The organism is Streptomyces sp. NPDC055287, from assembly GCF_053646035.1.
Genome location: NZ_JBSHNE010000013.1, coordinates 139,620 through 156,682 on the forward strand (window position 1 = coordinate 139,620; position 17,063 = coordinate 156,682).

General features: G+C 71.0%; 22 protein-coding genes. 12 read left to right on the plus strand and 10 right to left on the minus strand.

Annotated features, from left to right (window positions below):
- Positions 1–1,338: an FtsX-like permease family protein gene (locus ACWIHY_RS21835; protein ID WP_454377324.1), complete on the plus strand. Its 1,338-nt coding sequence runs from the start codon at positions 1–3 to the stop codon at positions 1,336–1,338.
- 84 nt (positions 1,339–1,422) lie between these two features.
- Here the strand turns inward: ACWIHY_RS21835 and ACWIHY_RS21840 are convergent, their stop codons facing one another.
- The 6 genes from ACWIHY_RS21840 to ACWIHY_RS21865 all read right to left on the minus strand — a co-directional run bounded on the left by ACWIHY_RS21840 (position 1,423) and on the right by ACWIHY_RS21865 (position 7,340).
- On the minus strand, positions 1,423–2,235 hold the full coding sequence (locus ACWIHY_RS21840) for a VOC family protein (RefSeq protein WP_454377325.1): 813 nt from the start codon (positions 2,233–2,235) through the stop codon (positions 1,423–1,425).
- Positions 2,236–2,584: 349 nt separating this feature from the next.
- Positions 2,585–4,009: a cytochrome P450 gene (locus tag ACWIHY_RS21845; protein WP_454377326.1), complete on the minus strand. Its 1,425-nt coding sequence runs from the start codon at positions 4,007–4,009 to the stop codon at positions 2,585–2,587.
- Between the two features lie 28 nt (positions 4,010–4,037).
- Positions 4,038–4,511 carry a Dps family protein gene (locus tag ACWIHY_RS21850; protein WP_454377327.1) on the minus strand — a complete coding sequence of 158 codons (474 nt, stop codon included), beginning with the start codon at positions 4,509–4,511 and terminating at the stop codon, positions 4,038–4,040.
- Positions 4,512–4,584: 73 nt separating this feature from the next.
- The gene (locus ACWIHY_RS21855) at positions 4,585–4,995 is read right to left on the minus strand and encodes a DUF6479 family protein (protein ID WP_454377328.1); all 411 of its coding nucleotides are present in this window, start codon (positions 4,993–4,995) and stop codon (positions 4,585–4,587) included.
- A 193-nt stretch (positions 4,996–5,188) separates the two neighbouring features.
- On the minus strand, positions 5,189–6,889 hold the full coding sequence (locus tag ACWIHY_RS21860) for a bifunctional 3'-5' exonuclease/DNA polymerase (protein ID WP_454377329.1): 1,701 nt from the start codon (positions 6,887–6,889) through the stop codon (positions 5,189–5,191).
- 244 nt (positions 6,890–7,133) lie between these two features.
- On the minus strand, positions 7,134–7,340 hold the full coding sequence (locus ACWIHY_RS21865; protein WP_454377330.1) for an ATP-binding cassette domain-containing protein: 207 nt from the start codon (positions 7,338–7,340) through the stop codon (positions 7,134–7,136).
- A 104-nt stretch (positions 7,341–7,444) separates the two neighbouring features.
- Here ACWIHY_RS21865 and ACWIHY_RS21870 point away from each other — a divergent pair, with 104 nt between their 5' ends.
- The gene (locus ACWIHY_RS21870; RefSeq protein ID WP_454377331.1) at positions 7,445–8,626 is read left to right on the plus strand and encodes a DUF2786 domain-containing protein; all 1,182 of its coding nucleotides are present in this window, start codon (positions 7,445–7,447) and stop codon (positions 8,624–8,626) included.
- Positions 8,627–8,824: 198 nt separating this feature from the next.
- Entirely contained in the window at positions 8,825–9,004 is a 180-nt protein-coding gene (locus ACWIHY_RS21875) for a hypothetical protein (protein ID WP_454377332.1), read from the plus strand.
- Positions 9,005–9,030: 26 nt separating this feature from the next.
- On the opposite strand, the gene ACWIHY_RS21880 is transcribed toward ACWIHY_RS21875, so the two are convergent.
- The 3 genes from ACWIHY_RS21880 to rpmB are packed head-to-tail and all read right to left on the minus strand — an operon-like array spanning position 9,031 to position 10,109.
- Positions 9,031–9,528 (minus strand): hypothetical protein, encoded by a 498-nt coding sequence (locus ACWIHY_RS21880; RefSeq protein ID WP_454377333.1) that lies wholly within the window; start codon positions 9,526–9,528, stop codon positions 9,031–9,033.
- 39 nt (positions 9,529–9,567) lie between these two features.
- Positions 9,568–9,873: a 30S ribosomal protein S14 gene (gene rpsN / locus ACWIHY_RS21885; RefSeq protein WP_454377334.1), complete on the minus strand. Its 306-nt coding sequence runs from the start codon at positions 9,871–9,873 to the stop codon at positions 9,568–9,570.
- On the minus strand, positions 9,873–10,109 hold the full coding sequence (gene rpmB / locus ACWIHY_RS21890) for a 50S ribosomal protein L28 (RefSeq protein WP_214973879.1): 237 nt from the start codon (positions 10,107–10,109) through the stop codon (positions 9,873–9,875). The genes rpsN and rpmB overlap by 1 nt, the downstream gene beginning before the upstream one ends.
- A 50-nt stretch (positions 10,110–10,159) precedes the next feature.
- Here rpmB and rpmG point away from each other — a divergent pair, with 50 nt between their 5' ends.
- The 5 genes from rpmG (at position 10,160) to ACWIHY_RS21915 (ending at position 12,378) form a co-directional block, all read left to right on the plus strand.
- Positions 10,160–10,324: a 50S ribosomal protein L33 gene (gene rpmG / locus ACWIHY_RS21895; protein ID WP_138898864.1), complete on the plus strand. Its 165-nt coding sequence runs from the start codon at positions 10,160–10,162 to the stop codon at positions 10,322–10,324.
- Between the two features lie 55 nt (positions 10,325–10,379).
- Entirely contained in the window at positions 10,380–10,625 is a 246-nt protein-coding gene (locus ACWIHY_RS21900) for a type B 50S ribosomal protein L31 (RefSeq protein WP_454377335.1), read from the plus strand.
- Complete coding sequence (locus ACWIHY_RS21905) at positions 10,625–11,773, plus strand: CobW family GTP-binding protein (protein WP_454377336.1); 1,149 nt, start codon at positions 10,625–10,627, stop codon at positions 11,771–11,773. The genes ACWIHY_RS21900 and ACWIHY_RS21905 overlap by 1 nt, the downstream gene beginning before the upstream one ends.
- Before the next feature lie 8 nt (positions 11,774–11,781).
- Positions 11,782–12,018, plus strand: coding sequence for a 30S ribosomal protein S18 (rpsR, locus tag ACWIHY_RS21910; protein ID WP_454377415.1), 237 nt, complete (start codon positions 11,782–11,784; stop codon positions 12,016–12,018).
- A gap of 117 nt (positions 12,019–12,135) precedes the next feature.
- Positions 12,136–12,378 carry a DUF397 domain-containing protein gene (locus ACWIHY_RS21915; protein ID WP_454377337.1) on the plus strand — a complete coding sequence of 81 codons (243 nt, stop codon included), beginning with the start codon at positions 12,136–12,138 and terminating at the stop codon, positions 12,376–12,378.
- A 51-nt stretch (positions 12,379–12,429) separates the two neighbouring features.
- On the opposite strand, the gene ACWIHY_RS21920 is transcribed toward ACWIHY_RS21915, so the two are convergent.
- Positions 12,430–12,930 (minus strand): ATP-binding protein, encoded by a 501-nt coding sequence (locus ACWIHY_RS21920; RefSeq protein WP_454377338.1) that lies wholly within the window; start codon positions 12,928–12,930, stop codon positions 12,430–12,432.
- A gap of 342 nt (positions 12,931–13,272) precedes the next feature.
- Between ACWIHY_RS21920 and ACWIHY_RS21925 the strand changes: the two genes are divergently transcribed.
- The 4 genes from ACWIHY_RS21925 (at position 13,273) to ACWIHY_RS21940 (ending at position 17,018) form a co-directional block, all read left to right on the plus strand.
- Positions 13,273–14,136, plus strand: a complete 864-nt coding sequence (locus ACWIHY_RS21925; RefSeq protein WP_454377339.1) for a helix-turn-helix domain-containing protein — start codon at positions 13,273–13,275, stop codon at positions 14,134–14,136.
- A gap of 63 nt (positions 14,137–14,199) precedes the next feature.
- Positions 14,200–15,657, plus strand: coding sequence for an aldehyde dehydrogenase family protein (locus ACWIHY_RS21930; RefSeq protein ID WP_454377340.1), 1,458 nt, complete (start codon positions 14,200–14,202; stop codon positions 15,655–15,657).
- A gap of 95 nt (positions 15,658–15,752) precedes the next feature.
- The gene (locus ACWIHY_RS21935) at positions 15,753–16,301 is read left to right on the plus strand and encodes a DinB family protein (protein ID WP_454377341.1); all 549 of its coding nucleotides are present in this window, start codon (positions 15,753–15,755) and stop codon (positions 16,299–16,301) included.
- Positions 16,302–16,400: 99 nt separating this feature from the next.
- The gene (locus ACWIHY_RS21940; RefSeq protein WP_454377342.1) at positions 16,401–17,018 is read left to right on the plus strand and encodes a PadR family transcriptional regulator; all 618 of its coding nucleotides are present in this window, start codon (positions 16,401–16,403) and stop codon (positions 17,016–17,018) included.
- Positions 17,019–17,063: the final 45 nt, after the last annotated feature.

Below are 17,063 nucleotides of genomic sequence, written 5' to 3' on the forward strand. Positions count from 1 at the left end.
ATGTTCGCACTGGCCATGAGCTCCGTCCGGCAGCGCCCCGGACGCTTCGCCGCGACGCTGCTGTCCGCCTTTCTGGGGGCCGCGATCATCATGACGTTCAACTCGCTGCACGACACGGCGGGAGCGCGGGGGGTCGATGACGTCAGCGCGGAGTCGATGTCCACCGCCGCCGCCGTGGTCGGCGGCTACGGATCGCTGCTCGTGTTCTTCGCCATCGCCTCGACGCTCACCGTGAACGTACGGCAGCGGGGCGAGGAGATCGGCCTGCTGCGCAGCACCGGCGCGACCCCGGCGCAGATCAAGCGGATGGTCGTCGGCGAGGCGTCCGTGGTCGGCCTGGTGGGGGCGCTGCTGGCGATCGTGCCCGCGATGTTCGCCGGGAGGGCGCTGCTGGGGATGTTCCAGGACAGCGGACAGGTCGCGCGCAGCGTGGAGTACGCCTTCGGGCCCATCGCGCTCGGCTCGGGCCTGGCCATCGCGCTGCTCGCCTCGGTGGGCGCCGCGTTCCTCGCGGTCCGCCGGGCGACCAGGGCCGCGGCGGGTGCACGTGAATCCGGCGGGCGGGGCCGGAAGTTCGCCGGATACGGCGCGCTCGTGGCCGGCGGCGCGTCGGCGCTCACCACCCTCGCCATGGACGGTACCGATCCCATGACGATGGCTCCGGCGGCGTACGGCGCGATCCTGCTGGCCGTGGGCTTCGCGGTCTTCTCACCCGTACTGCTCCGGACCGCGCTGGGGCGGCTCGGCCGTCCGATCGAGGCGCTCGCCGGGGCGAGCGGCTATCTGACGATCCACAACATGCGCCGCCGCGCGGCGGAACTGTCCGGCGTGCTCATGCCGTTGGTCCTCTTCACCGGCATGGCGACCGCCACGCTCTACATGCAGGCCGTCGAAAGCGACGCGATCAAGGCGTCCGGCCTCACCAAATCGGTCGAGGACAAGAACCTGGAGACGCTGAACCTGGTGGTCGTCGGCATCATCGTGGTCTTCTCCTGCATCATGCTGATCAACAGCCTGTACGCCACCACGTCCTACCGGCGCCGCGAGTTCGGCCAGCAGCGTCTCGCCGGGGCCACCCCGGGTCAGGTGCTCGGGATGGTCGGCTGCGAGGGGCTCGTCCTGACCGTGACCGGAGTGTTCTTCGGCACGGTGGCGGGGCTCGCCGGGATCGTGCCGTTCACCTACGTCCGTACGGACGAGCTCCTCCCCGGCCAGGGGCTCGGCATCTGGCTCGGGATCGTCGCGGTCGCCGCGGCGGCGACGCTCGTCACCAGCCTGGGGACGGCTCGCCGGACGCTGCGCACACCGGCGGTGGGCGCGGTGACGGTGGCGGCCTGAACGCGGGGGAGTCCGGGCCGGCGCACCGCCGGCCCGGACTGCTTCGCTGTGCCGCATGCGTCGCAACCGGTGCCGCGCGTGCCCTCAGGAGGGGGTCGGTGTGGCAGGGGTGAGTACCACGAAGTCCGCGCCGTTCGGGTCGACGCAGACGGCCAGCCGTCCGACGCCCTCGGCGTCCTCCGGGCCCATCTGCATGCGTCCGCCGTTCCTGGCGACCTTGTCGACCGTGGCGTCGCAGTCCTCGACCGCGAACACCGGATGCCAGTACGGCCTGCCGCTGGTCAGCGTGAGTGCTTCGGACGGGAGCTCCATGAGGCCGCCGTGCATGCGTTCCGGGGGAAGGCCGGCGGGGGTGATCATCGAGTACGTCCCGCCACCGCCCGGCAGCTCCATGTCCTGGGCCTCCCAGCCGAAGAGGTTGCCGTAGAACTCCTTCGCGGCGGCCGAGTCGGTGGTGTAGAGCTCCGTCCAGCAGAGGGTGCCCGGCTCGTCCGCGGCCTCCATCCCCTTGGTCTTGCCCGGCTGCCAGACGGCGAACTGACCGCCCTGCGGGTCGGTGTACTGAGCCATCCGCCCCTCGCCGTCGGCGTCCATCGGGGCGACCCGCACCGTGCCGCCCGACCGCTCGACGGCCCCGGTGGTGGCGTCGGCGTCCGGGGTGCAGAAATAGATCATCCAGGCGGAGCGCGCGCCTTCCTCGGTGAGCCGTCCGATGCCCGCGACGGCCTTGCCGTCCCTCTTCAGGACGCCGAAGTCGCCGGCGTCCGGTGAGTCCGGGCCATAACTCTGGAACTGCCAGTCGAACACCGCTTTGTAGAACTCGGCCGCGGCGGGGACATCGGGGGCGCCGAGGTCGATCCAACAAGGGGAACCGGGCTGGAAGTCAGTGGTGATCATGACGTTGCCTTTCGTCGCAGATCCTCGTGGATCCAGCCTGTCATCCACGACTGACAACCGCCCGTCGGCTTCCTCCGGCCCGGGCCGGCCGGCTTCCCCCGGCCCGCGTCCGGTCGAGGGCCGATTCCCGTGTCCCGTGCGTCAAGCCGCCTCCAGCCGTCGAGCCCGGCCCAGGTGATGGCAGAGGGGCTGGGTGGTGCCGAGCAGGTCGGCGCGGGACTTGAGCACCTGCGGGTCGATCAGGTCGCCCCGCATACGGGTTACCTCTGACAGGGCGGTCGATGCCTCTCGGGGCCTCGGGCCTCGGGGCTCGGGGTCTGGGGGCCTCGGGGTCTGGGGGTCTGGGGCTTCAGGGCCTCGCGGCGGCGGAGAAGCGCAGCGCGAAGTGACTGAGGGTGTACGGCAGCGGCCGGCCGGCGCGCAGCCCACCCGGACCGTGCAGCCGGAAGTCGTGCCGCTCCATGAGCGCGGCGACGAGCGTCGACGTGACGAGCAGGACCAGATCCTCGCCCGGGCACACGCCGGGCCCCGCACTGAACGGCACGAACTCGGGGCCGGTGTGCGCCGTGCCGTCCAGCCAGATCTCCGGGACGAAGCGGTCACCGTACGGCGCGGAACCGTCGCGGTGGAAGTAGGGGGCGTACAGGAGGAACGCCGTGCCCTCGGGCAGAGTTCCCTCTCCCCAGCGGGTCTGCCGGGTGCTCTCGCGCATCAGGAACGGAGTCGTCGGCCACAGCCGCAGGGATTCCATGACGCAGGCGCGCGTGTAGGGCAGCAACTGGGGCCGGGCCAGGTCGGGGATGGCCAGCTCGTTGCGTACTTGCTGCTCCTGCGCCGGGTGGGTGGCCAGCAGGGCCAGCGTGCGCGCGGCCGCGATGCCCGCCGCGTCGAACGCGAACAGCCAGTGCGGCACCTGGCCCGCCGGGTCCACGCCCGGCTTGGCGGGCGTCCGGTCGAGCGCCTCGGCGAGGCTGCCCGGCTCCGCCCGGTCCAGGTGGGCGCGCAGGCCGCGCCGGAAGCGTTCGCGCGGGCCCGCGGTGACGCGCGGAGGGACCAGGGACGACCAGTTGCCGAAGGCGCGCAGCCGGGCGAGGCGGTCGGTGGGCGTGGTGTCGTCGCGCGCCGCGTCACCGAGGACGACGCGGCGTACGATCCGCCACCAGGCGGCGTCGAAGGCGTCCCAGTCCAGCGGGCCGGCCCCGGCGCCGACGAGCAGCTCGTCAGCCTCCTCGCGGACGGTGCGTACGAACCGGGGGGCGAGGTGGTGGAGGTGCCGCCCGGTTTCCAGGACGTCCTCGTTGAAGGCCCGGCGTTCCTCGCGTTCCGGGCCGGTGGAGATCAGCACGCCGTGCGGCTGGAAGTGACCGAGCGCGTCGCGCTTCTCGCGCGCCGCAGGGGTGAACGGCTCGGGTGTCTCGTCCAGTACGCGCTGCGCGTCCTCGGCGGACAGGGGGAGCGCGATGTCCCGGCCCGCCAGGCGCAGATGGAGCGGACCGGGACCGTACCGCGCGCGCAGGTCGTTCAGGAGCTGTACGGCGTGGCGGTCCGCGTCGAGGCGGGCGGCGAGCGCCATGCCCCGCCTGCGACGGACGACGACGCCGCCGACGAGCGTCGGCAGGGCCACCCGTGCGGCGACGCGGGCCGTGTCCCGGACGGACGCGCGGGCGGGCGTCGACGCACGGCGCGCGGCCCGGTCACCCGGTTCGCACCCTTCGCCCGTACGGTCCCGCTCGGCCTCGCCGGTCTGTCCGGCGGCTCGCTCTGTCCCGGCCATCGTGAGGCTCCCTCGGTGCCGGTGGGACTCAGTGCTGGTTCTCCGCCTGGAACATCCAGTGCTGCTTCTCCAGCTCCGCCGTGAGGCCGATGAAGATGTCCTGGGTCACCGGGTCGGGCTTGTCGGTCGCTTCGATCCGCTCCCGCATCCTGGCGCCGATGGTGCCGAGCGTCTCGACGATCAGGGCGACGACATCGCTGTCCTGGGTCCAGCCGTCCACCGGCGTGGGAAGCTCGCTGGTCTTGGCGACCGTCTCGACGCGGCCGTCCGGCGCGACACCGATGGCGGACGAGCGCTCCGCGACGACGTCGGCGTACGAACGGGCGAAGGACACCACCTCGTCGAGCTGGAGGTGGATGGAGCGGAAGCGGGGTCCCACGATCGTCCAGTGCGCCTGCTTGGCCAGGAGTGACAGGCCGAGCAGGTCCACCAGCGTGCCCTGGAGGGCTTCCGCGGTGGTCTGACGGGCGGCTTCGGGCAGGGTGCTCTTGAGGGCGGCCATGCAGTTGCTCCTTGTCGACACTCTCGTCTGGCTTCAGTCTCTTTCCGGAAGGTGTGGTTCCGCCTGTCGGCGGTCAGCCGGCGGGGCCACCGCTGCCGAACGCACCACCGGACTTCTCGTCCCACCGCGGCCGTTCCGCCGAGTCCCCCTCGCTGGGCTCCCCAGAGGCGTGGCCGGTGTTCCTGAGCTCGTGCGGGAGGAGTCGTCCGCGTCCGCCTTCCGGGGGGACCACCTCGTCGGCTTCCCGGCGCTCCGTCACCTCGGGCGGACCTGAGTCGTCCGGGCGGTGCGGCTGCTCCTGGGGCGTAGGAGGAGACGGCTCGCGGTTCCTGATGCGAATGCCCCACCACACGGCAGCGATCAGAGCAGCCGCGATGGCGAGCCCCGCGACGAACGGCGCGATGCCGATGACCAGGTCACTCGCGGCCGTGGGGTCGGCGAGGCCGGCGATTTCGCTGGTTCTTGTGCTCTGGAGTTCGCTCATGCGCGGCGGGTACCCACGAGGGCCCGAGTCATGAGCCGCCGTTCAGGTGAAACATTCCGCACAGGGCGAACGCACAGGGCGAACGGGCGGGGCGAACGGGCGGGGCGAACGGGCGGGGCGTACGGGCGGGTCATTCGGGCGGGTCATTCGGGCGGGGCGTAGGCAGGGTGAGTACGGCCGGGGCGCCCGGATGTCACTTCGCGTCGGCGTAGCACTCCACGACCGCCGTGGTGAAGGGGAAGCGCACCGGCGTCACCCCGAAGGCGACCCGCCCGGCCAGATCACCTGCCGCACGGATCGCCTCCGCGACGGTCCGCGCCTCCTCGGCGGGGCAGTGCACGATCACCTCGTCGTGCTGGAAGAACACCAGTTCCGCCCGGAGCCCCGCGGCCTTCAGGCTTTGCCGCAGGGCCGCCATCATCAGCAGCGCCCAGTCCGCGGCGCTGCCCTGCACCACGAAGTTGCGGGTGAAGCGGCCGCGTGCGCGGGCGTTCGTCGACGCGTACCCCGGCGTGAACTCCCCGTCGCGCGCCGCTGCCGCCACCGGCTGGGCCTCCTCCTGCGGGATCCCGGCCTCCCCGTCGTCGCCGGCCCCCGCCGCCGGCGGGCAGGTGCGTCCGAGCCACGTCCGTACGAGCCGCATCTCCTCGCCCGCGCGCGCCGCGTCGTCCACGTACGCGACGGCACGCGGGAAGCGTCTTCGCAGCGCCGCGAGGTTCTTCAGGCCGTCCCCGGAGGTCTGCCCGTACACCGCGCCGAGCACGGCGAGCTTCGCCATGTCGCGGTCACCGGCGAACGCCCGGTCCGACACCGCCTTGTAGAGGTCGCCGGGCTGTCCCGCCACCTCCATCAGCCCCGGATCGCGTGAGATCGCGGCGAGGACGCGGGGCTCCATCTGGTCCGCGTCGGCGACCACGAGCCGCCACCCTTCGTCGGCGATCACCGCCCGCCGGATCACCTTCGGGATCTGGAGGGCGCCGCCGCCGTTGGTGACCCACCGCCCGGTGATCGTGCCGCCGGGCAGGTACTGGGGTCTGAACCGGCCGGCGCGTACCCAGTCCTGGAGCCAGCCCCAGCCGTGCGCCGTGTAGATCCGGTACAGCTTCTTGTACGCGATGAGCGGCTCCACCGCCGGATGATCGACCTCCTCCAGCTCCCACCGGCGGGTGGTCTTCACCTTGATCCCGGCCTGCGCGAAGGCCTTGATCACATCGGCGGGCAGCTCGGGCCGTACACGCCGCCCGAACGCCGCCGAGATCTCGTCCGTCAGCTCCGCCATGCGGCGCGGGTCGCCGCCGCCCGCGTACCGCTCGCCGAGCAGCTCGTCCAGCACCGCCCGGTGCACGTCCGCCCGCCACGGCAGCCCCGTTCCGTTCATCTCGGCGGCCACGAGCATCCCCGCCGACTCGGCGGCCGTCAGCAGCCGCATCCGGTCGGGGTGCTCCGCCGTCCCGTGGCGGCGCTGTTGATCGGCGTACACCTCCAGCAGGTCTTCGAACGGCACCGGGACCGGTTGCGGTTCGAAGAGCGACGACTGCGATCCGGGCTCGGCGGCGCGCTGGGGCGGGTCCGGCGGTACGGGCCGGTTGTGCAGCCGGGCCCAGGCGGCCGCGGCCGAGTGAGGCTCGCCGTGGCGCCCCTCGTGGCCGAGGAGGAGTGACTCGGCGTCCTCGATGTCGTAACACCGCTCGACGCGGACGCCGGCCGCGAGCAGCCGGGGGTAGATCTCGGCGGTGGACCGCCACACCCACCGGCCGACCCCGGGCCTGGAGCCGACCGCCGCCGCGAGGTCGGGCTCCTTGAGCACGTCACCGGCCGGCCGCCCGTCCCGCCCCAGCGGCACGAGCAGCGCCCCACCCCCGTCCGTCGCGGTCACGGCCCAGCGATCGCTCATGGGTGCGAGTCTGACACCCGGCACTGACAACGCCCTTGGGGCTGCGCCGCCGTGTCTGCTCTGAGGCCTGCGGGTGCCTGCAGGGCCTGCCCCGGTCCGCCCCTTCTCTCCGCCGGACCCACCCGCCCGGCCCGCCACGACGCGGCCCATGCCCCGACGAGCGCGACCAGCAGCCCGGTCCAGAAGGCGACGTACACGATCCGGTCCCGCCGCAGCAGCGTCAGCGCGCGCTCGCTCAGCCCGCTCAGCTCGGTTCCGCCGACGGTGACCGTCCCGGAGGTGGGCCGGTCGAGCCCGGCGGCGCACCGCAGAGCGTCGATTTTCCGGAGCCCGAGGGCCCCATGACGGCGGTGAAGGTCCCGCTCGCGAAGTCGATGTCGAGCCCGTCGAGGGCTTTGACCCCGCCGTACGCCCTGTGGAGTGCGGTGAGCCGCACGGCCGGTGTGATCATGTGCCCAGCCTTCCGGCCGGGCGCCCGCCGGGCACGACCGCTGAACCGACTCCTGGGGTATGCCTGGCCCTACGCCCGAAGCCCCCCATGACACCATCGACGGCATGGAGCAGGTGGAGAAGGCGGTATCGGCAGCGGTGTACGCCGAAGGTGACGCGGGCCTGGACCTCGGCGCCTCGCTGATCGCCGCCGCGCCCTGGCCCGGGGCGGGGCGCGAGCTGCTCCGCCGGGGCGAGGAGTTCGTACGCCGTGCCTGGGAGCGGGGCTGGCAGCCCGCCGACGTGGTCCGCATCGTCCGCCGCGACCTCGACGACCGCCACGTGCGCCTGGCGACCGACCTGATCGCCGCCGAGAACCGCAGATACGCCAGAACGGCGCCGCGCTGGGAGGCGCAGCTGCGCGACCTGGAAGCGAGCCGGACCTGGTGGGGCAGCGACGAGAGGTACGCCGACGAGCTCGCGGCCCGCGAGAGGACGGACCGCTTCTCACTCGCCACGGCGCTCCTCGAACTCTTCCGCCTCCTGATCCGCGTGCCCGCGATCGAGCCGGTCGGCCCGCCCCCGGGTGATCCCGTGCACGTACGCCCGCACACGCCCACCGCCGACGAGCCGCGCATGCTCACCCGCATCCGGGCGCTGCTGGCCAAGGCGGAGGCGACCGACTACCCGGACGAGGCGGAAGCCCTCACCGCCAAGGCGCAGGAGCTGATGGCCCGCCACAGCATCGATGCCGCGCTGCTCGCCGCGCAGGGGCACACCGGCGACGTACCGACGGCGTGCCGGATCGGTGTCGACGCACCGTACGAGACGGCCAAGGCGATCCTCCTCGACGCCGCAGCCTCGGCGAACCGCTGCCGCGCGGTGTGGAACAGCGGCCTCGGTTTCTCCACGGTCGTGGGCTTCGAACCGGACCTGGACGCCGTCGAGCTGCTCTACACCTCGCTCCTGGTCCAGGGCACGGCGGCGATGACCCGGGCGGAGGCGGCGCAGCGCGCGGGCGGCCGCAAGCGCACGAAGGCGTTCCGCCAGGCGTTCCTGACGGCGTACGCGAGCCGGGTGGGCCACCGCCTGTCCGAGGCGACGGAACACGTCACGGAGGAGACGGACGGCTCGCTGCTGCCGGTCCTGGCGGCGCGGGACGTGGCGGTGGAGGACCGGGCGGAGCGCATGTTTCCGGAGACGACGTCGACGCGGGTGCGCGGGGTCAGCGACCACGCGGGCTGGGAGCACGGCACGGCCGCCGCCGACCAGGTCAGCATGCGCCCCCGACCGGGCGTGACGGGCTGAGCCACCCGCCCCTTCCGTAGCCGCAGGGCCGCCGAACCACCTACATCATGCAGTGCCGAACGCCGCCCCCGGAGCGGCACGCCCCCGCCCGGACCCACGGCGCGGGCATGCTGCGGCACACCCCCGCGGCGTCGGCCGGAACCGGCATGCACCCGCACGAACCGGCCCACTTCAGCCTCCCCCCGTACGCTCACGCCCATGAGCTGGCTCCGGGCCCTGACGGAGACCGCCCGGCTGGCGGCCCGGGACGGCGAGGGCGTCCCGGACCGCGTCGTACGCACGGGCGCCGCCATGCTCCTGGAGGCCCTGGAGGACCTGTCACGGGCGCTGGACGACGAGGGGCCGCGGCCCCGTGAGGGAACCGCGGCCCGCGCGTAGCCGTGAACCTGCGAGCCGACGGGCCGTCAGGATCCCGGAATCTTCGGCATGTCGGTGGGAATCCCGTCCGGCAGCTTCTCGCCGGCGGCCGACTTCTTGAAGCGGTCCTCGATCCCGCTTCCCCACTTCACGGTGATCGAGTCACCGCCGGAGCCCGGGGTGACCACCCCGGTCGTACGGTCGGCGTTGCCGTCGGGGCACTTCAGCTCCAGTGTCACCTTGTCCTTCCTGGCAACCGTGCCGGAGCAGACGTGCTGACCGGCGACAGCCGCGTCGGAACCCTGGATGATCAGCGCGACGATCTTCCCGTCGGTCGTCGCCAGCCAGGACCCGGAGACGTCCGCCGACGCCCCCTGGTCCTCGCCGGGCGGGGTGCTGCTCTGCCCGGTGCCGGTGTTGTTTCCGCCCTTGTCCTTGCCCTTGTCGCCGCCCGTGCCGCCGCCGCTGTCGCCGCTGCAGCCGGTCAGGACGAGGGTGGCCGCGACGGCCGCCGCCGCGACGGTGGTACGCAGGTACTCACGCACTCCGCACTCCCCAGATTCGGTGGGTCAGAGCGCGCCAAGCTACCAGGAGGACTTGCGCACTCCGGGGAGGAAACCGGCATGCGCCTGTTCCCGCATCCGCACCCTGGAGAGCCCGAACTTCCGGAGGTGGCCCCGGGGCCGGCCGTCCACGCTGTCGCGGTTGCGTACGCGCGTGGCGCTCGCGTCGCGCGGCTGGCGGCGCAACTCCTCCAGCGCGGCCGCCCGTTGCGTCTCGCCCGTTCCGGGCTTGCGGAGGATCTCCTTCAACTCCGCCCGCCGGACGGCGTACCGCTCGACGACGGCCTTGCGCCGTTCATTGCGTGCGATCTTGCTCTTCTTCGCCATCAGACCTTCACTCCCCGCGCGCGGATGCGGGCCACGGCCGCCTCGACGCCGATCAGGTCGACGGTCTTGATCGCCCTGGCGCTGAGCACGAGCCGCACATGGCGGCCCTCACTCGCCAGCCAGTAGCGCTTGCGCTGGATGTTCGGGTCGAAGCGGCGCGAGGTGCGCCGGTGCGAGTGGGAGATGTTGTTGCCGAATCCCGGCTGGGCGCCGGTCAGCTGACAGTGGGCGGACAAGGTCGATCCCTCCTCTTTGAAAATGGGAACCATTTCCATATACTAACCACATGGCACGCAACGAAGTCCGCCCGATCATCAAGCTCAGGTCCACGGCGGGGACCGGCTACACGTACGTGACCCGCAAGAACCGCCGCAACGACCCCGACCGCATGACGCTGCGCAAGTTCGACCCGGTCGTCCGCCGGCACGTCGACTTCCGCGAAGAGCGCTGACCGGCCACCACCGCCCGACCGGACCAGAAGCCACACCAGAAGGGGGCATCGCCTCATGAAGCCCGGAATCCACCCGCCGTACGGCCCCGTCGTCTTCCGCGACAAGGCCGGCGGCTTCGCGTTCCTCACCCGTTCCACCATGACCGGCGACAAGACGGTGGAGTGGGAGGACGGCCGTACGTACCCCGTCGTCGACGTCGAGATCTCCTCGCAGAGCCACCCCTTCTACACGGGCACGGCGCGTGTACTGGACACGGCGGGCCGAGTGGAGCGCTTCGAGCGCCGCTACGGAGCGAAGTAGTGAGTGACAAGGGGAAGCTGCCCGTCGTCATCGTCGGCGGGCTGCACTCCGAGGCCCGCAAAGAGGTTGTCGAGCAGCTCCTGCGCCGGGTCCCCGGCAGCGTCGCTCTGCATCACGACCTTTCGACCGCGGCCGAGGGGACGGTACGCCGTACCGTCCGCGACGCCCTCGGCGAGAGCGCGTCGGGCGACGCGCCGCTGGTCAACGACTGTGCGTGCTGCGCGCTGCGCGAGGACCTCGTGCCCGAGCTGGAGCGGCTGGCCGGCAGCGGGCTCACCCGCCTCGCCGTAGTCGAGCTGTGGGACTCCGTCGAGCCCAAAGCGATGGCCGAGGTCGTCGTCGCGCACGGCGGGGACGTGCTGGACCTGACGGCCGTCATGACGGCCGTCGATCCGGCGCTGCTCCTGCCCTGTCTCGGCTGCGGCGACGACCTGGCGGAGGCCGGGCTGGCGGCGGCCGCGACCGACCGGCGCACGGTCGCCGACACCTGGGCGCGCCAGCTGGAGTACGCCCCGGTCCTCGCCGTGGTGGACAGCGAGGAGGCGGACGAGCAGGACGAGGCGCTGCTCGCCCAGCTGCATCCGACGGCCCGCCGGGTGCGGGCCGACTCCGGCGAGCTGGCCGAGGCGGCCTTCGCGGGCTTCGACATCGAGGCGGCGGCGGCCCGCCAGCACCCGGCCTGCGCGCTGCTGCCGCAGGACGCGGACGACAAGGGAGTCGGCACGCTGGTGTGGCACCGCAGCCGCCCCTTCCACCCGGAGCGGCTGTACGCGGCGCTGGAGGATCTGACCTGCGCGGCCGCCCGCAGCCGCGGCCGCTTCTGGCTCGCGGACCGCCCGGACACGCTGATGGCGTGGGACGCGGCAGGCGGCGCGCTGTGCGTGGAGAGCGCGGGGCCGTGGCTGGCGTCGCTGCCCGACGCCGCGTGGGAGATGGTCCCGCCCGTACGCAGGGCGGCGGCCGCGCTCGACTGGCACCCCGAGCACGGGGACTGCTGCCAGCACCTGGTCTTCACTTCACCGGGACTCGACCGCGACGGGCTCGAAGAGCTCCTCGAATCCTGCTTGCTGACCGATGCCGAATACGCGGCGGGGCGTGATGCGTGGAAGCTCCTGCCGCCCGCTTTTGATTCCCTTCTGGAGGCCTGATGTCCCGCCTGTCCCGAGGTAAAGATCCTCGTAAGCCCCTCAAGTCCCGCCCCAATCCGCTGGACGAGGCGAAGATTACGTACATTGACTACAAGGACACCGATCTCCTGCGGAAATTCATTTCGGATCGCGGGAAGATCCGCAGCCGTCGTGTGACAAGGGTCTCGGCCCAGCAGCAGCGACAGCTCACCCGGGCCGTCAAGAACGCCAGGGAGATGGCCCTGTTGCCCTACTCCTCGCGCTGAGCCCGGGTTCTGTAACCGAGGGAGCACCCCGCGTGCACGTGCATCTGCCCATGCATCGGCAAGTGAACAAAGCTATGATCCGGGGCAGTTGACATCTGCACTTTCCGGGAGCGACCTGTGCACCACGCGTACAACGGCATGGCGGCCACAGAGCTTCACGGGGTGGTCTGGCAGAAGAGCAGGCACAGCAACTCACAGGGGTCCTGTGTGGAGTTTGCCAAATTGCCGGGCGGGAATGTGGCGGTCCGCAATTCGCGGCACCCGGACGGGCCCGCACTGGTCTACACGCCTGCCGAGATCCAGGCGATGCTGCTCGGCATCAAGGACGGCGAGTTCGACCACCTGATAGCCGGAGGCTGACCGGAATCAGCCGGTCCGCCGCCCTGCTCCGCCTCGTCCCGTCACCGCCTGTTACTTCTGCTCGGCGCCTATCCGGAACAGCGCCCACACGACCTTGCCGCTCAGTGTCCCGGCGAGCGGGTGCCATCCCCAGCTGTCGCTGAACGAATCCACCAGAAACAAGCCACGTCCGGACTCGGCGGAGAAGTCGTCCGTCTCACGCGTCACGGGGCTCTCGTGGCTGGGGTCGCGCACCGCGCACACCAGACGCGAGGTCCAGTGCATCAGATGCAGCCGTACTGGAGGGTCCTGCCGGTCCGGGCGCGGTGTGTCGGCCGGCAGGGCGTGCCGCAGCGCGTTGGTGACGAGCTCGGAGACGACCAGGGCCACATCGTCGAAGCACTCGCCGAGCTCCCACTGGGCCAGCGTCGCCTTGGTGAACTGGCGGGCTCCGCGCACCGCTTCGTGCCTGGGGGGCAGCGCGCAGGACGCCGAGCTGGAGACCGCTGCGGGGTCGACGGGTGGAAGCCCCTGCCTTAACGGCTCGAGCATGGTCGATCCATTCGTCCCCATGCGAGGCACTCCCGGGATTCGCGGTCGTTGCGATACAGCGGTAGCGATGCGGCGGTAGTACGGCGTCAGCACGAAAGAGCATGCAGGTGCGCGCCGACCATGGTTCCGAATGCGCACGGCAGATGCAAGGGCAGATGCACGTGCACGCGCCGGACCTGTCCGAACCCGTGCCGTTTCTTGCTCATTTCTTCCGGGGATCTCTTTTGGTGACTTGTACAGCTCTTGCTATTTCCGTAATCGGATGAGTACGGGCTGAAGCGTTTTAATGGCAGACTGCGGCTCTCGGGCACCTGGGGGAGGTCGCTCCGCAAGTGAACTGTCGGACTGGGGAGGGCTGGAGAAGTGACCGCAGGTGAGTCGAGCGGCTCTGTGGTGCGGCGCATCCTGTTGGGATCCCAGCTCAGGCGGCTGCGTGAGTCGCGTGGGGTCACCCGCGAAGCGGCCGGCTACTCGATCCGCGCATCCGAATCGAAGATCAGCCGCATGGAGTTGGGACGGGTGAGCTTCAAGGCCAGGGACGTCGAGGACCTGCTGACGCTCTACGGCGTCACGGACCAGGCGGAGCGCGAGTCGCTGCTGAGCCTGGCGCGGGAGGCCAATGTGGCGGGCTGGTGGCACGGTTACGGCGATGTGCTGCCCGGCTGGTTCCAGACGTACATCGGGCTGGAGGGTGCCGCCTCCCTCATCCGGATTTACGAAGTCCAGTTCGTTCACGGACTGTTGCAGACGGAGAGCTACGCCCACGCTGTCGTCTCCCGCGGCATGCCGCACGCGAGCGCGGCCGAGATCGACCGCCGGGTGGCCCTGCGCCTGGAGCGTCAGAAAGTGCTCGTGTCCGAGCGGGCGCCGCACTTCCACGCCGTACTGGACGAGGCCGCGCTGCGCCGCCCGTACGGCGACCGGGCCGTGATGCGGAGCCAGTTGCAGCACCTCATAGAGGTCTCCGAGCAGCCGAACATCACGCTCCAGGTCATGCCGTTCAGCTTCGGCGGCCACGCGGGTGAGAGCGGCGCGTTCACGATGCTGCAGTTCCCCGAGTCGGACCTCTCCGACCTCGTCTACCTGGAGCAGCTCACCAGCGCGCTCTACCTGGACAAGCGCGAGGAAGTGGCGCAGTACCAGCGGGTGATGGAGCGGCTCCAGAAGGACAGCCCGAGTGCCGCGGAGACGAGGGACGTGCTCCGTGGTCTACTCCAACTCACATAACCAGCCAGTAGGATGACGTTTTATCAGGAGTCTGCACCTGCACACCTTGCAGTAGGGGATCGCATGTCCTTCTTCACCGACCTGGCCCACCAGTACATCGACGGCGAGTGGCGGACCGGCAGCGGCTCGTGGGACATCATCGACTTCAACCCGTACAACGGGGAGAAGCTCGCCGCGATCACGGTCGCCTCGGTGGACGAGGTCGACGAGGCGTATCTGGCCGCCGAGCGCGCGCAGCCGGCCTGGGCCGCGTCGAGCGCCTACCGGCGCCGGGACGTCCTCGAACGCGCTCTGCGGATCACGCAGGACCGCGAGGACGAGATCACCGAGGCGATCATCGACGAGCTCGGCGGTACGCGGCTGAAGGCGGCGTACGAGGTCCATCTCGCCAAGGAGTTCCTGCGCGAGGCGATGCAGACCGCGGTGCGCCCCGAGGGGCGGATCCTGCCGTCGCCCGTGGAGGGCAAGGAGAACCGCGTCTACCGGCTGCCGGTCGGCGTGGTCGGGGTCATCAGCCCCTTCAACTTCCCCTTCCTTGTCACGCTCAAGTCGGTCGCCCCCGCGCTGGCGCTGGGCAACGCCGTCGTGATCAAGCCGAACCAGAACACGCCCGTGGTCGGCGGCGGCCTCATAGCCAAGATCTTCGAAGACGCCGGGCTGCCCGCCGGCCTGCTGAACGTGCTGGTCACCGACATCGCGGAGGTCGGCGACGCGCTCATAGAGCACCGGGTGCCGAAGGTGATCTCCTTCGCGGGCTCCGACAAGGTGGGGCGGCACGTCGCCGCCGTCGCCGCGAGCCACTTCAAGCGCGCGGTGCTCGAACTGAGCGGCAACAGCGCGCTGGTCGTCCTGGACGACGCGGACATCGACTACGCGGTCGACGCGGCGGTCTTCAGCCGTTTCGTCTACCAGGGCCAGGTCTGCATGGCCGCCAACCGCATCCTGGTGGACCGGTCGGTCGAGGCGGAGTTCACGGAGAAGTTCGTGGCGAAGGTGCGGTCCCTGGTGACCGGCGACCCGGCCGACTCCAGAACCCATATCGGCCCGGTCATCAACACCTTCCAGGCGGACTCCCTGACGGCGCTCGTGGAGCAGGCGCTCGAGGAGGGCGCCACGGCGCTCGTACGAGGGTCTACGCGCGGCAACCTCGTCGAGCCGACCGTACTGAACGGGCTGCCGGCCGACTCCCGGATCCTCGAGCAGGAGATCTTCGGCCCTGTGGTGCTGCTGATCCCCTTCGACGGCGAGGAAGAGGCCGTACGGATCGCCAACGACAGCCAGTACGGGCTGAGCGGCGCGGTCCACACGGGGAACCTCGAGCGGGGCGTGCGCTTCGCGAAGCGCGTCGAGACCGGGATGATCCACATCAACGACTCGACCGTCCAGGACGAGCCGCAGGTGGCCTTCGGCGGCGAGAAGTTCTCGGGGATCGGGCGGCTCAACGGGGACTCGGCGGTGGAGGCCTTCACCACGCAGAAGTGGATCTCGGTCCAGCACGGCCGGACGCACTTTCCGTTCTGATTCCGTTCCGACCCTTCGTCGTTGCGGACAGAAGCTGTCCGCAAGGGCTCGTACGTTGGTTCTTGTCAGTTCGACGACGACAAGAGGCGGACATCATGGTCGTGCACGTGAACGCTGAGGCCCCCGGTGACGAGCGCGGCGCGCTCCTGGCCTTCCTGGACGCCGAGCGCGGCGGCATCCGCAGGGCGCTGCTCGGCCTGACGGACGAGCAGGCGGCCACCCGGCCGAGCGCGAGCGAACTGTCGCTGTCCGGGCTCCTCAAGCACGTCTCCGAGGCCGAGCAGGGCTGGCTGGCCCGGGCGAAGCAGGTCGCGCCGGAAGTTCAGCGGTCCGAGGAGAACTGGGACGAGAGCTTCCGGCTGGTGGGGGGCGAGACGGTTGAGAGCCGACTGGCGTACTGGGAGAAGGTCGCGCGGCAGACCGAGGAGTTCATCCGCTCGGCGCCCGGCCTCGACGACACCTTCCCGCTGCCCGACGAGCCGTGGTTCCCCGACTCGGAGCGCGTGTCGATGCGCTGGCTGCTGCTCCGGCTGATCACAGAGATGTCCCGGCACTCCGGCCACGCCGACATCATCCGCGAGAGCCTGGACGGCAGGACGGCGTTCGAGCTGGTGGCCCTGGAGCGCGGCGAGACCTGGGGCTGAGCCGGGACTGAGCCGGGGCCGAGCCGGGGCTGAGCCGCCCGTTCTGTCCTCGGTCGCACCCGCTACTCTCTAATCAAAGTTGAGTAGAAGGGTGCGGCGATGTCAGCGATCAGGCTGCTGGTCCTCGGCGCCGTCCGTCAGCACGGGCGCGCGCACGGCTATCAAGTACGCAACGACCTGGAATTCTGGGGCGCCCACGAGTGGTCCAACGCCAAGCCCGGGTCGATCTATCACGCGCTGAAGCAGATGGCCAAGCAAGGGCTGCTGCGCGCCCATGAGATCGCGCCGAGTACGGCCGGCGGGCCGCCCAGGACCGAGTACGAGGTCACGGACAAGGGCACCGAGGAGTACTTCGCGCTGCTCCGCGAGGCCCTGACGGCGTACGACGAGAAGATGGACGTGCTGTCGGCGGGGATCGGCTTCATCGTCGACCTGGAGCGGACCGAGGCGGTCGAGCTGCTGAGGAAGCGGGTGCGGGGGCTGGAGGAGTGGCGCTCGGCCGTCACCGAGTACTACACGCCGGAGGAAGGGCCCGAGTCGATCGGTCACATCGGCGAGATCATGAACATGTGGGTCCACTCGTCGGACGCGGGGGCCGAGTGGACGCGCGGCCTCATCGCGCGGATCGAGGGTGGGGCGTACACCTTCGCCGGCGAGGGCGGGGAGCCGTTCGTGGGGGTGCTGGCGGACGGGCAGGAGAACCCGTACGCCAGCTAATCAAGTTTGACGAATGGGAGGCGCGAGTCTACCTTTGAGCTAGTA

Excerpts from the sequence above, each read along its gene's own strand:
- ACWIHY_RS21835 (WP_454377324.1), top strand. The coding sequence starts at position 1 with ATGTTCGCACTGGCCATGAGCTCCGTCCGGCAGCGCCCCGGACGCTTC.
- ACWIHY_RS21840 (WP_454377325.1), bottom strand. The coding sequence starts at position 2,235 with ATGATCACCACTGACTTCCAGCCCGGTTCCCCTTGTTGGATCGACCTC.
- ACWIHY_RS21845 (WP_454377326.1), bottom strand. The coding sequence starts at position 4,009 with ATGGCCGGGACAGAGCGAGCCGCCGGACAGACCGGCGAGGCCGAGCGG.
- ACWIHY_RS21850 (WP_454377327.1), bottom strand. The coding sequence starts at position 4,511 with ATGGCCGCCCTCAAGAGCACCCTGCCCGAAGCCGCCCGTCAGACCACC.
- ACWIHY_RS21855 (WP_454377328.1), bottom strand. The coding sequence starts at position 4,995 with ATGAGCGAACTCCAGAGCACAAGAACCAGCGAAATCGCCGGCCTCGCC.
- ACWIHY_RS21860 (WP_454377329.1), bottom strand. The coding sequence starts at position 6,889 with ATGAGCGATCGCTGGGCCGTGACCGCGACGGACGGGGGTGGGGCGCTG.
- ACWIHY_RS21865 (WP_454377330.1), bottom strand. The coding sequence starts at position 7,340 with ATGATCACACCGGCCGTGCGGCTCACCGCACTCCACAGGGCGTACGGC.
- ACWIHY_RS21870 (WP_454377331.1), top strand. The coding sequence starts at position 7,445 with ATGGAGCAGGTGGAGAAGGCGGTATCGGCAGCGGTGTACGCCGAAGGT.
- ACWIHY_RS21875 (WP_454377332.1), top strand. The coding sequence starts at position 8,825 with ATGAGCTGGCTCCGGGCCCTGACGGAGACCGCCCGGCTGGCGGCCCGG.
- rpsN (WP_454377334.1), bottom strand. The coding sequence starts at position 9,873 with ATGGCGAAGAAGAGCAAGATCGCACGCAATGAACGGCGCAAGGCCGTC.
- rpmG (WP_138898864.1), top strand. The coding sequence starts at position 10,160 with ATGGCACGCAACGAAGTCCGCCCGATCATCAAGCTCAGGTCCACGGCG.
- ACWIHY_RS21900 (WP_454377335.1), top strand. The coding sequence starts at position 10,380 with ATGAAGCCCGGAATCCACCCGCCGTACGGCCCCGTCGTCTTCCGCGAC.
- ACWIHY_RS21920 (WP_454377338.1), bottom strand. The coding sequence starts at position 12,930 with ATGGGGACGAATGGATCGACCATGCTCGAGCCGTTAAGGCAGGGGCTT.
- ACWIHY_RS21930 (WP_454377340.1), top strand. The coding sequence starts at position 14,200 with ATGTCCTTCTTCACCGACCTGGCCCACCAGTACATCGACGGCGAGTGG.
- ACWIHY_RS21935 (WP_454377341.1), top strand. The coding sequence starts at position 15,753 with ATGGTCGTGCACGTGAACGCTGAGGCCCCCGGTGACGAGCGCGGCGCG.
- ACWIHY_RS21940 (WP_454377342.1), top strand. The coding sequence starts at position 16,401 with ATGTCAGCGATCAGGCTGCTGGTCCTCGGCGCCGTCCGTCAGCACGGG.